General features: G+C 66.9%; 10 protein-coding genes and 1 pseudogene. 3 read left to right on the top strand and 8 right to left on the bottom strand.

Annotated elements, in window-relative coordinates:
* Nucleotides 1-192, bottom strand: a pseudogene (locus tag CXG43_RS00935) (hypothetical protein); the annotation flags it as partial.
* A 229-nt stretch (nt 193-421) separates the two neighbouring features.
* Between CXG43_RS00935 and CXG43_RS00930 the strand changes: the two are divergent.
* Entirely contained in the window at nt 422-1,273 is an 852-nt protein-coding gene (locus CXG43_RS00930; protein WP_101098323.1) for a 2OG-Fe(II) oxygenase, read from the top strand.
* 179 nt (nt 1,274-1,452) lie between these two features.
* Nucleotides 1,453-3,498, top strand: coding sequence for a TonB-dependent receptor (locus CXG43_RS00925; RefSeq protein WP_101098322.1), 2,046 nt, complete (start codon nt 1,453-1,455; stop codon nt 3,496-3,498).
* 76 nt (nt 3,499-3,574) lie between these two features.
* On the opposite strand, the gene CXG43_RS00920 is transcribed toward CXG43_RS00925, so the two are convergent.
* From CXG43_RS00920 to CXG43_RS00890, 7 genes are all read right to left on the bottom strand, one after another.
* A complete protein-coding gene (locus CXG43_RS00920; protein WP_101098321.1) occupies nt 3,575-4,021 on the bottom strand; it encodes a nuclear transport factor 2 family protein in 447 nt (148 codons plus the stop codon).
* A gap of 48 nt (nt 4,022-4,069) precedes the next feature.
* Complete coding sequence (locus CXG43_RS00915) at nt 4,070-5,188, bottom strand: nuclear transport factor 2 family protein (RefSeq protein ID WP_101098320.1); 1,119 nt, start codon at nt 5,186-5,188, stop codon at nt 4,070-4,072.
* Between the two features lie 69 nt (nt 5,189-5,257).
* On the bottom strand, nt 5,258-6,295 hold the full coding sequence (locus tag CXG43_RS00910; RefSeq protein WP_157824998.1) for a helix-turn-helix domain-containing protein: 1,038 nt from the start codon (nt 6,293-6,295) through the stop codon (nt 5,258-5,260).
* A gap of 273 nt (nt 6,296-6,568) precedes the next feature.
* Nucleotides 6,569-7,447, bottom strand: a complete 879-nt coding sequence (locus CXG43_RS00905; protein WP_101098318.1) for a farnesyl diphosphate synthase — start codon at nt 7,445-7,447, stop codon at nt 6,569-6,571.
* Nucleotides 7,437-7,697: an exodeoxyribonuclease VII small subunit gene (locus tag CXG43_RS00900; protein WP_101098317.1), complete on the bottom strand. Its 261-nt coding sequence runs from the start codon at nt 7,695-7,697 to the stop codon at nt 7,437-7,439. Before CXG43_RS00900 ends, CXG43_RS00905 begins: the two co-directional genes overlap by 11 nt.
* Nucleotides 7,698-7,733: 36 nt before the next feature.
* Complete coding sequence (gene tilS, locus CXG43_RS00895; protein ID WP_101098316.1) at nt 7,734-9,020, bottom strand: tRNA lysidine(34) synthetase TilS; 1,287 nt, start codon at nt 9,018-9,020, stop codon at nt 7,734-7,736.
* Between the two features lie 67 nt (nt 9,021-9,087).
* Nucleotides 9,088-10,794 (bottom strand): alkaline phosphatase, encoded by a 1,707-nt coding sequence (locus CXG43_RS00890; RefSeq protein ID WP_101098315.1) that lies wholly within the window; start codon nt 10,792-10,794, stop codon nt 9,088-9,090.
* A gap of 151 nt (nt 10,795-10,945) precedes the next feature.
* On the opposite strand from CXG43_RS00890, the gene CXG43_RS00885 reads away from it, so the two are divergent.
* Nucleotides 10,946-12,277 (top strand): dicarboxylate/amino acid:cation symporter, encoded by a 1,332-nt coding sequence (locus CXG43_RS00885; RefSeq protein WP_101098314.1) that lies wholly within the window; start codon nt 10,946-10,948, stop codon nt 12,275-12,277.
* Nucleotides 12,278-12,514 lie beyond the last annotated feature (237 nt).

Genomic DNA, 12,514 nt, shown 5'->3' with positions numbered 1-12,514 from the left:
CTCAGGAGGCTCGTGGGCGCGGAGAGGTGTATAGGAGACAGGTGGAGGCGTGGTGGGCGCAGGGGTCGGCGCGGGCGGGAAGGCTCCTTCCCCGGGAGATACGACACGGTCAGAACCGCCGCCGCAGGCGGACAGGGCAAGCGCGGCGCCGAAGGACATGAGGAGGGTTCTGGTGTTGTTGCTGACAGACATGTTGCGTATCTCCGGGTCTTGGTTGGACGGGTGGTCCGGACGGAAGCGGAGGGGGAGATGCACGGGCACCGGAAGGACTTTCATGCCGCGCTGCGTCCTCCATTCCCCCTTGAAATGGCGTTGCGTAGCGATGGCGGCAGGTGAATCGGTGAATGCGTCACCGGGGCGCAATACTTGGATGTAAATGTTGCACCCGTATGTTGGAAATCCTTCAATCCCCGGCCACGACATGAAACAGCACGTACTTTCCGTTGATCTGCAGCACTGGGTAATCCGCGAAGCGCAATCCGGCGCCGACCCCGAAGCGGTGCTCGCGCCCCTGCTTGCTGCAGGCTGGGACGAGCAGGCGGCCATCGACGCGGTGCAGGAGGCCGTGGCGCGCCACGTGGCGGAGGCAGCCGCACGCGAAAACCTGCCTTTGCCGGTCGCCGTGCCGGTGCCCATCGAGCCCAACGGCGCTTCCGTGCTCGACCTCGGGGATCGGTTGGTGCACGTACTTGCCAGTTTCAAGCTGCCGCGGGTGGTGCTGCTGGGTGGTTTTCTGGCCGATGAGGAATGCGACGAACTGGTGGCGATGTCCGCGCAGAAACTGCGACGGTCCACGACGGTGGATCCGGGAACCGGTGCTGACCAGGTACACGCGGACCGGACCAGTACCGGCACCTGGTTCGAGCGTGGCGGCAACGCACTGTGTGTGCGGATCGAGGCGCGCATTGCACGGCTTCTGGACTGGCCGCTGGAAAATGGCGAAGGCATCCAGATACTTCGCTACGGCCCAGGGGCGCAGTACAAGCCACACCATGATTACTTCGATCCGGGCGAGCCCAGTGCCGAGGTCCTGCTTCGACGCGGGGGGCAGCGGGTGGCGACGGTGGTCATGTATCTCAATACACCCGGGCAGGGCGGCGCCACGGTGTTTCCCGACGTACACCTTGAAGTGGCGGCGGTGAAAGGCAATGCACTGTTCTTCAGTTATGACCGGCCCCATGCGATGACCAGGACGTTGCATGGGGGGGCGGCGGTGAAGGCGGGCGAGAAGTGGATCGCAACCAAGTGGCTGCGCGAGCGAGCCCACGCCTGAGTGGGGCAGACGCGTCCTTCGCAGCGGACGCGCTGAACAGGCGTGGAGGAGACCCTACGGAGTCACCGGATGGCAGTGTAGTGTGATGTTATACTATTGCGTTACAGCGGGCGGCAATAGGGCGCGTCCTGCGCACCTCACTTCTTTGCACTTTTTCTCTCCAAGGCAATCCTGCTGACATGAAGATCCAAGCTCTGGTCGCTGCCACGGCGGCCATCCTGTTCGCGCCCGAGTCGCGCGCGCAGTCCTCCAGCTCCGCCCTGACCCTGGGCAAGGTGGATGTCCACCAGCACACCGACGGCCAGCTCACCGCGCACCAGGTGCTGACCTCGGTGGACGTGCTGGGTGCGGACCAGATCGAAGACAAGAACGTGTCGCACAGCTGGGAGCTGCTGGGGCAGATGCCCGGCATCCAGCTGACCGAAACCCGGCAGGGTGCGGAATCGGGCAAGGTGAGCTTCCGCGCCTTCAACGGCGAGGGCTACCTCAATGCCATCAAGACCCTGATCGACGGTGTGCCCAGCAACGTCAACAGTGGCAACCAGCGCTTCATCGACATGTTGTTCCCGCTGGAGATCAGCTTCATCGAGGTGGTGCGCGGCACCAACGATCCGCGTTACGGGCTGCACAACATCGGCGGCAACGTGAACTTCGGTACGCGGCAGGGGGGCAACTACACCGATGCCCGGCTCGGCCATGGCAGCTACAACACGCGCGATGCGCAGCTGGCGGTCGGCCGCGAGCGCGATGGATTCGCGCAGAATTACTTCGTCGGCACCCAAGCCTCCGATGGCTACCGTGACCACGACAGCTCCGAAAAATACGCGCTGGGTGGCAAGTGGTTCCATGGGAATCTTGAAGACGGCATGCGCATCGGGCTGACCGCGCGCGCCTATCACCATATCGCCGATGAACCCGGTTTCATGACCGCCGACGAGCTGCGAAGCGACCGGCGGGGTTCGCAGCGCCGCAACCTCAATGACCGCGATGTGCGCGACATGCAGCAGGGGGGCGTACACCTGGACCTGAAGCTGGCCGACAGCCTGTTCCTGGGCACCAAGCTGTACTACAACCGCTACGAAGACGACCGTCGGGTGACCTTCAGTGACCTGCCCACCGGCAACGCACCGCGCCAGCGCCGGGTGTGGGACGAGAAGCAGACCGGCATGCTGACCACGCTTACCTGGCATGCCAGGGACAGCCTTACCCTGGAAGGTGGGGTGAACTACGAACACCAGGACAACGGCTACCAGCGCCAACGCTTCAGCTACAGCGAGCCGACCGATTTCAGCAGTGCACCGGCGCGCATCCAGAATGATGACCGGCACACCTTCGACAACTGGGGCGCCTATGTACAGGCCATCTACCAGCCGATCGAACCGCTGAAGATCGTGCCGGCGTACCGCGTGGGCCGCTTCGACGGCGATACCCGGCTGCCCGGCGGCGTCACCGGCCCGCTGCAACGCTACGGCACCATCGAACAGCCGAAACTGAGCGTGGTCTACGCGCTGGCGGAGGACACCAACGTGTATGCGAACTGGGGCCGCACCTTCCAGGTGCTGACCGGCTCCACCGCGCCTGCGTACCTGACGCCAGGGCAGGCGGCGATGCGTCCGTCGACCAACACCGGCATGGAGCTGGGCCTGAAGTTCAGTCCGTTCGGGGGCAGCCAGGCACGCATCGCGGTGTGGCAGCAGGACGCGGCCAACGAGGTGTCGAACATGCCGGCCACGGGCACCACGGTGACGCTGGGCAAGACGCGCCGTCGCGGCGTGGATGCGCAGATCAGCACGCAGTGGGGCGACAACTGGACGCTGTGGGCGTCGCATGCCTATCAGGAAGCAAAGATCACCCGCGATGATCGTGATGCGGCCCTTTCGCTGCAGGGCCGCGAAGTGGCTGCCACCCCGCGTTACATCAGCAACGTCGGCGTGGATTACCAGGCCAGCGATGCGCTGCAGTTGGGCCTGCAGGCCCGTGCGCAGGGCGATTACTACCTGGAAGAACGCAACGTGGCGGGCAAGTTCGGCGGCTTCGCGGTGCTGGACCTGAGCGCGCGCTACCAGATCACTCCCGCATGGAGCGTGGACCTGCAGGTGAAGAATGCCACCGGCCGGGAGTACGCGTATGCGTGGTATGACAGCTTCTTCTGGGAGCAGGCGCAGCCGATGTTTTCGCCTGCTGCGGGGCGTTCGGTGTATGTAGGGTTGAACTTGAAGTTGTGAGGGTCAGGAGCGTGACGACCAACGGTCGTCACCCACCAACTGTCGTCACCCACCGAAGGCCGTCACCCACCGACGCTCAGGGTTTGGCCTGGCCTGTCCATGATTTGCTCATGATCATCCACTTGCCGTCGGTCTTCAGCAGCACGACGTAGTCGACGCCGTCCCAGCCGGGGTAGTCCAGCGTGACCCTGACCGCTGCCAGGTTCTGCGCCATGTCGACGATTTCATAGCTGCGCCTGCGCTGTGCTTCGTTGGCGGCCGGTTTGCCGTTGAAGCCTTCGGCGAACTGTTCCCCGGTGCGCGTGGCCAGGCCGCTGCCGCGGGCGGCCGAGTAGCCGATCATCACCCCGTCGCTGCGGAAGACCTGCCTGGCCAGCGCGTTGTCGGCAGTGGGGTAGGCGCGCATGAAGGTCTGCATGACCTGGTCGACGGCCTCACGGTCGCTGGCCTGTGCCATGACGTAGCTGGGCAGCAGCAGCAGCAGGCTGCCTGCGAGTGCAACGGATCGGATAAGGGTCTTCATGAGGATTCTCGACGGTGGGTGTGTGGTGAAGCGCGTTGGTTGAACGGATCAGGGTGTGACCTGGCCTGACCAGGACTTGGAGACGACCATCCAGGTGCCGTCGATACGGGAAAGCGCCAGGTAGTCCAGCCCCTTCCAGCGGGGGTAATCGAGGGTCAGTTTCACCACGGCGGCGTTTTCGCTGACGTCCAGGATTTCGTAGCGGCGGAAGCGCTGGTCTTCGTCGGCGGCCACGCCGGTAAAGCCGGTGGCCCATTCCTCGGCGTCCTGGGTGACCACGCGGCGCTGGCCTTCGGAGTAGCCGAGCACGACGCCATCGCGTCGCAGGACCTCGAACATCCGGTTGGCATCGCCGGCTTCGAACGCCTGCATGACCTTCTGCATGACCTGCTCCACCTCGACGCGCCCGCCGCGCAGCACCTCCACCACGGCCTTGGCCACCGGCGCGGCCGAGGCGTAGTTCTGGCCGGTGACCACGCGCCCATCGACCTGGACGTACGGCTGTTCGCTGTCGATCGCGCTGAAGGTGCCGCCGCGTGCGGTGACGGTCTGGCCGATCAGGAACGGGAACTGCTTGAAGTAGGCCGCATCCTGCTGTTCGTGCTGTTCCGGATAGCCGGTGATGCGTTTGCCAGCGAGCAGGCTCTGGCCGCCGCTGAGGGTCAGGTCCACGATGCCGGCGGTGCCGTGGCAGACGGCCGACACCACCCCACCGTTGCGCTCGTAGACATGCACGGCGATGCGCTGCAGTTGCGGGTTTTCGGCCACGCCGTACATGGCGTTGCTGCCGCCGACGTAGTACACGGCGCGGTACAGGGACGGATCAATCCGGGCGGGCGTGGTGGTGTTGCGCAACCCGGACATGATGCGCGGGTCCTGCTGGCGGGCGGCCACCTCGTCGCTCACGTAGGCATCCAGGATCGGCACGGGCCCGCCCTCGGGCGAGACGAAATCCACCGCATACCCGGCTTCGTGGAAGACATCCCATGCGTGGACGACCTCGCCGAAGCTGACGCTGGCCGGCAGCGCGGAGCTGCCGTGGACCTTGCTGCTGGAGAGTACGAACAGGATGCGCTGCGGGGTGGCCGCCTGGACCGTGCTGACCGCGCCCAGGCAGACGGCCAGCAGCAGCATCAGCAAGGGGCGGATGAAGCGGGATGTGTACATGGTGCGGACTCACGGGAAGGAGTCCGCACGTTAGGTGATCCCTTTCAGATCAAGGTATTGCGTCGTGTTTCAGGAGTGCTGGAATGCGTTTCCGGAGTCGGTGGCGCGGCTGCGGTAGGCGGCAGGGGTGATGCCCTCGTGCTTCTTGAACGCGCTGTGGAAGGTCGACATCGACTGGAAGCCGGCTTCGGAGGCGACGATTTCCAGCGGCTTCACCGGCACCTGCAGCAGCAGCGACCTGGCTTCGGCCACCCGCAGCTGCGCCAGGTACTGCTTGAACGAGGTCTGGTTGTCGGCGTTGAGGACCTGCGACAGCCGGGTCTGCGGCACGCCCATGCGACGCGCCAGGCGCGGCAGGGTCAGGCTGGGATCCAGGTGCAGGCGCTCGCGGGCCATCAGTTCGGCCAGCGCCGTAAGCTGGGTGGCTGCTTCGTCGGTTGGGATGCGGCGGTCCTGGTAGGGCTCGATGGGGGCCTGCCCGGAGCGCAGCCGCAGGTAGACCAGCACGCTGGACGCCAGCACGAAGGTAAAGCACAGCGCGCCGACGATGTAGGAGGTGTAACCGGCGGTGTAGTAGGCGGTCCAGATCAACCAGATGCCGACCAGCGCGCCCAGCAACAGCGGGCCGGAGGGGCTTCGCGCCAAACGCGGGCGATGGCGGTAGACCTCGGCGGTGGCCAGCAGCAGGTAGGCCAGCCAGGCGTGATTGATGCCGGGGGTGATGAGGTTGCGCCACAGCACATCGTTGCCTGTGTAGGGCAGGAACAGGTTCACCGCCAGGGTGATGATGACCAGCGCGGTGATATGCCAGCGGTCCACGCGGCTGGCGGCGGGCGTGTTGCCCTGGGTGGAGCGGATGAGGAAGTACAGGCAGGGCCCGATCAGGAAACAGGCGGTGAGGCCGAGCTGCAGGGCGATGCGTGGGATATCCGGCCAGAAATGGAAGACCACGGATTTGCCGGTGCGCACGCCGACCGCCAGCACCAGCAGGGACAGCCAGCGCTGGGTGGGTTCGCCCTTGGCGCGCCACCAGAGAACGCTGGCCAGGCCGAGCCCCATGAAGGCGCCGAGCATGGCAAAGAAGAACAGGAAGTGCTGGCTCAGCATGCTAGGCGTCCTTTCGCTAGGGGGTGCTGGCGGGGTGTCGGGCATTATGGACCGGGTGGTGAAGCGTGACGACCAACGGTCGTCACCCACCAGGGCGGAGCTTGACGGCCAGCGGCCGTCACTACCAAAGGCGGGGTAGCGCCGAGCCATGCTCGGCGAGCGCAGCGGAAGGCGGAAGCGTGACGACCAACGGTCGTCACCCACCAGGGGGGTCGTCACCCACCAAGGGGGTCGTCACCCACCAAGGGGGTCGTCACCCACCAGGGGGGGGCGTCAGTGGTCGCGTTCTATGGCCAGGCGGCCGAGGGCGCGCAGGGCGTTGGCTTCTTCGCCGTAGGCGGCGAGGGCGTCGTGCATCACCGCGCTCAGTTCGGCCAGCTTGGCCTTGGCGCCATCCATGCCCAGCAGGGCCGGGAAGGTGGATTTGTCCTGCGCGGCGTCCTTGCCGGCGGTCTTGCCGAGCTGTTCGGAGCTGGCCTCCACGTCCAGGATGTCATCGCGTACCTGGAAGGCCAGGCCCAGCGCATCGGCGAAGCGATCCAGGCGGGCAAGATCCGCCTCCGGGGCGTGGCCGCACAATGCGCCCATGCGCACCGCAGCGCGGATCAGCGCACCGGTCTTCAGCGCATGCATGCGGGTCAAGGCCTCCAGTGACTGCAGCTGGCCGGTGGCATCGATATCCAGTGCCTGACCGCCGCACATGCCGGCCGCGCCGGCGGCGTGGGCCAGCGACTGCAGGCAGGCCACGCGCAGTTCCGCAGGCAGCGCCGCTTCGGCCAGCAGGCTGAAGGCGCGGGTCTGCAGGGCATCACCGGCGAGGATCGCGGTGGCTTCGTCGAAGGCGATGTGGGTGGTCGGCTTGCCGCGACGCAGGGCGTCGTCGTCCATCGCCGGCAGGTCGTCGTGCACCAGCGAATAGGCGTGGATCAGTTCCACCGCCATCGCCGGGGCGTCCAGCCGGTGCGGGTCGGTGCCGAACACTTCACCGGCCGCATGGACCAGCAGCGGACGCATGCGCTTGCCGCCGCCCAGCACCGAATGGCGCATGGCCTGGTGCAGTCGGCGCGGGGCGTCGGCGGGCGAGGGCAGGGCAGCGTCGAGCTGGCTTTCGATGCGATCGCGCAGGCGCGCGAAGCTCGCTTCAAGCGTCATTGGAAGGCGGATCGAAGGGCTCTGCGTTCTCCGGCTGGGCCGGATCGGTGAGCAGGCGCACGCGCAGTTCGGCCTGTTCCAGCGCCTGCTGGCACTGGCGGTACAGGCCGACGCCGCGTTCGTAGGCGCTGAGCGAAGCTTCCAGGCTGAGCTCTCCGGTTTCCATCTGCTCTACGAGCTGCTCCAGCGACTCGAGCGACTGCTCGAACTGGGCTACCGGGGAGGCGTTTTCGGGGGTTTTCTTAGCCATGCGACAAGTGTGGACGGCCCAAGCGCAGGGGTCAATTCACCAGCCGCCCGGACGCCAGTGCAGCTGGGCATCGTGCTGCTGCAGCCAGGCCTGCAGCGGCGCGGACAGCACCACGTCGGCAGCGGCCTGCAGCTGGCCATCGGCGAACAGCAGCGGCAGCTGGCGGCGTCGCCACGGGGCCAGGTGTTCACGCTGCAGGCAGTCCTTCAGTGCGTGCTGGTGGTGGCGGCCGGGCAGCTGGATGCGTTCACCGCCTTGCCGGCCCGTCACCCGCATCGGTGACTCGAATGCCGCCGCGCCCTGCAACCGGAGTTGGCCGCCGTCGGGCAGCGCCAGCGGTACGCGGCCATCCCACGTCGCCTGCCAGCCGGCCGGCAGCTGCGGCAACTCGGCCGGCAACAGGTACCAGTGGCCGCGCCACAGGCGGATGCTGTGCTGCTGCCAGCGCACCTGCGCATCACGATCCGGCGCAGCAGGCAGCAGTTCGTGCTCCAGCTGGGACACTACCCGGGACGGCAGCGCGGGTACGCCGTAGGCCAGCACCCAGCGCCGCAGCACGCGGGCACGGCGTTGCGGTGATACCTGCCGCAGCAGCTCCACCGACAGCACGCGCGATGCTACCTGCAGATGCTGCAGCAGCTCCTCATCTTCTTCGTCCAGCATCCGCCGCGTCTCGCCACACAGCGCGGCACTGGCGGCCACTGCCTGGCCGGCATGCGGCCAGCGCTGGCGCAGCAGCGGCAGCACGTGCAGGCGCAGGAAATTGCGGTCCGGGCCGTCGTCGGCGTTGCTGGGGTCTTCGATCCACCGCAGTGCATGCTGCTCGGCGTAGGCCAGCAGCGCGCTGCGCGGAACCTCCAGCAGCGGCCGCCACAGCCGATGTGTGCCAAGTATCGAATCGGCCGCCATCGCCGCCAGCCCATCCACACCGGAACCACGCAGGGCACGCAGCAGGAAGGTTTCGGCCTGGTCATCCTGGTGCTGGGCCAGGGCCAGCGTCTCGCCGTCGCGCAGTTCGGCAGCGAACGCGGCACGCCGGGCCTGCCTTGCGGCGGCCTCCATGCCTGTGCCGGCGCGCAGATCCACGTTGACGCGGTGGATATGCAGCGGCACGCCCAGTGCGTCGCACTGTTGCTGGCAGTGCAGCGCCCAGTCATCGGCCGCGGCCTGCAGCCCGTGGTGCACATGCACGGCGCGCACGCCCACGCCCGCCGCTGCAGCCGATCGCTGCAGCCATTGCAGCAGCACGGTCGAATCCAGCCCACCGCTGTAACCGACCAGCAGGGGGGTGTCGACAGCGGCGAGGGCAGGGAACAGGGGCATGGGCAGCACGAAAAAAGGCGGCGACCAGTATGGTCGCCGCCTTCGTATTGCTCCAGTCCCGCTGCGCTTACCGGGCGGGCGCGTTGCGCTCGAACTTGGCCGGCGCCGGCAGCTCCACCGGAACGCCATTGGCGTCACAGGTGCCGGCCTGGCACAGGCGCTCGCGCAGGCGCGGGGTGGCCTGCACGATCATGTGGTAGATCGCGTTCTGTTCCAGCGTGCCGCGGATCGCCTTGCTGCCCGGACCGCGCGCCCAGATGCCCACGTCTTCGCCGCCGTGCGATTCACTCTTGCCCGGTACCAGCGCTTCCTGCATGTAGTCCGGATGCTCGGTATCCACTGCGGTCAGGTCCGGGCGGCCGGTGGCGGGGTCGAAGCTGGACGGGTTGTGCGGGTAGCGCTTGGCACCGGCCGGCTGCTGGTTGGTGGCGCCGGTGAAGCCGGGGCCGTTGGCGTAGCTCAGCGTGGTATACGGCTGGCCGCCACCGTCGCGGGCCAGGTCCAGCGCGCCCAGCCCGTCTTCGCCGCCCTTGTCCTTCACCTTGCCCAGGATCGGGTTGCCGCGTGCCGGGTAGCCGACGAAGTTCAGGGTGTGGGAGTGGTCGGCGGTGACGATGATCAGGGTGTCCTCGTCGCGGGTCATTTCGGTGGCCACGCGCACCGCATCGGACATCGCCACGGTATCGGTCAGGGCACGGTAGGCATTGCCGCTGTGGTTGGCATGGTCGATGCGCGCCCCTTCGATCATCAGCACGTAGCCCTGCTTTTCCCGGGACAGGTTGGCGATGGCGGTGCGGGTCAGTTCGGCCAGGCTAGGCTCACCGCCGGCATCGTTGGCGCGTTCGTATTCGTACTGCATGTGGTCCGGTTCGAACAGGCCGAAGATCGCCGGCGCGTTGGCCGCCGCCTTCAGCTGGTCGGCATTCCAGACGTAGGCACCCTGCGGGTTGGCCTGCTGCCATTCGCTGACCAGGCTGCGCCCATCCAGGCGCTGGCCGACCTTGTCGTCGTACTCGGGATCACGCTCTTCCACCGTGGTGAACTCGCCGCGCCCGCCGCCCAGGATCACCTGCGGGCCGCGGCCGAAGCGCGAGGTGGTCAGCAGCTGCTGGGCGATGTCCTTGCAGCCGGCGGCCTTGGCCTCTTCGGTCAGGTCGGTATCGTTTTCCCAGTTGCGTTCCGGCGAATGCGCGTAGGTGGCCGCCGGGGTGGCGTGGGTCAGCCGCGCGGTGGTGACGATGCCGGTGCCCATGCCGGCGCTGTCGGCCAGCTGCAGCCAGCTCAGCAGGCCCTTCTGCAGGCTGTCGGCGCAGTCTGGACGCTTGCCGGCGCTGACCCCGATGGCGCCCATGTGGGTCTTCACGCCGGTGGTGATGGCGGTCATGGTGCCGGCCGAATCCGGGGTCTGCGAATCGACGTTGTAGGTCTTGCTGAATGCCGTGGCCGGGAAGTGCTCCCAGGACAACAGGTTCTCCTCACCGGATGCGCCCTTGCGCTGGCCTTCGAAGATGCGCGCGGCGGCCACGGTGGTCAGGCTCATGCCATCGCCAAGGAACAGGATGACGTTCCTGGCTTTGCCGTTCATGGCGCCATTGCCGGCCGCCTGGGCCGCGCCACTGCGGTACCACCACTGCGGGGTCTCGCCATCCGGGTGGGCCACGGTGGGTACCGTGATCGACAGGCCGGCCGGGCTGGATGCCTGCGGCGTGCTGGAACAGGCGCCCAGCAGCAGGGTGGCGGCGGTGGCGGCGAGCAGGGAGGTGGTACGGATCATGGACAGCGCGTCCTCACGAAACGAAACAGGTGTTCATTATGACCGGGTGGACAAGGCATGCCGATGACACGCTGATTTGTCCGCAGGCTGGTCGTACGCCGGGCCCGCTTGGGCTAAGGTGCGAGCATTGTTCTCTCCCTCTGGAATTTCCATGAAGCTGGTCTCTGCCTGGCTGCGCATCCCGTTCTGGCAACGCGTGGTCGCAGGCTTCGTCCTTGGCGCCCTGGCCGGCTGGCTGATGGGGCCGGCGGCTGAAACCTGGTTCGGCCCGCTGGGCGAGCTGTACGTGACCCTGATCAAGATGATCGCGGTGCCGCTGGTGTTCTTCGCGGTCATCAATGCGATCTCTTCGCTGCACGGGCAGAAATCGGTCGCCGCGCTCAGTGGCCGCACCTTCCTGTGGTTCGTCATCACCGCCGCGCTGGCGGTGGGCATCGGCCTGCTGGTGGGCACGGTGATGCAGCCCGGCACCGGTGGCCTGCAGCTGGCGATGGCCCACAACTACGTGCCGCGCGAAGTGCCCAGCGTGGTGCAGGTGCTGCTGGACGTGGTGCCGTCCAACGTGTTTTACGCGCTGAGTGGCATCGGTACGCGGGTCAATGCGGCCGGCGAAACCGTGTTGGCTGCGGGCCGCGGCTCGATCCTGCCGGTGATCTTCTTCGCCGGGCTGGTCGGCTTTGCCATCGTCAAGCTGGGCGAGAAGGTCGGCCAGGCCCGCCAGCTGGTCGGGCAGATGAGCGAGATCATGATCCAGGTGACCCGCTTCGTGCTGGAAGTCACTCCGATCGGGACCTTCGGCCTGATCGCCGGGCTGGTCGGCAGTTACGGCTTCGAGAAACTGCTGCCGCTGGGCAACTTCGTGCTGGCCCTGTACATCGCCTGCGCGCTGCACATCGTGGTGGTGTACAGCGCGCTGCTGTTGTCGCATGGCTTGAATCCTCTGAAGTTCTTCCGCGGTGCCGCGCCGGGCATGCAGGTGGCCTTCGTCAGCTCGTCCAGCTTCGCGGCGATGCCGGTGGCGCTGCGTTCGATCACCCACAACCTGGGCGTCAACAAGGACTACGGTTCGTTCGCGGTGCCGCTGGGGGCCAGCATCAAGATGGATGGCTGCGGGGCGATCTACCCGGCGCTGTGCGCGGTGTTCATTTCGCAGTACAGCGGCGTGCCGATGTCGCCGGAGCAGTACCTGATCGTGCTGATCGCTTCGGTGCTGGGCAGCTTCGGCACCGCCGGCGTGCCGGGCACGGCGGTGGTGATGGCCACGGTGGTGTTGAGCGCGGCCGGACTGCCGCTGGAGACCATCGGCTATCTGTATGCGATCGATCGCATCCTGGACATGATGCGCACGATGACCAACGTCACCGGCCAGATGCTGGTGCCGGTGCTGGTGGCCAAGGAGACCGGGCTGCTGGACCAGAGCGTGTACGACAACCCATCGACCAACGTGGGTATCGATGACCCGGACCCCGCGCCACGGGCGTGAGGGCAGTGACGGCCGCTGGCCGTCAATGGCCGGGCGACCGGATGGGTGATGCGATCTGGTGGGGGATGCGATCTGGTGGGGGATGCGATCTGGTGGGGGGATGCGATCTGGTGGGTGACGACCGTTGGTCGTCACTGCTCCAAGGCAAGAGCGTGACGACCAACGGTCGTCACCCACCAGAGCCCCCACCAGAGCCCCCACCAGAGCCCCCGCTGCCGACACCCACCTCACCCCGCC

Origin of the sequence: Stenotrophomonas sp. Bg11-02, assembly GCF_002836635.1 — a bacterium.
Lineage (GTDB): Bacteria > Pseudomonadota > Gammaproteobacteria > Xanthomonadales > Xanthomonadaceae > Stenotrophomonas > Stenotrophomonas lacuserhaii.
The sequence above is the reverse complement of the archived record's forward strand: the minus strand, read 5'-3'. Positions and strand labels throughout refer to the sequence as shown.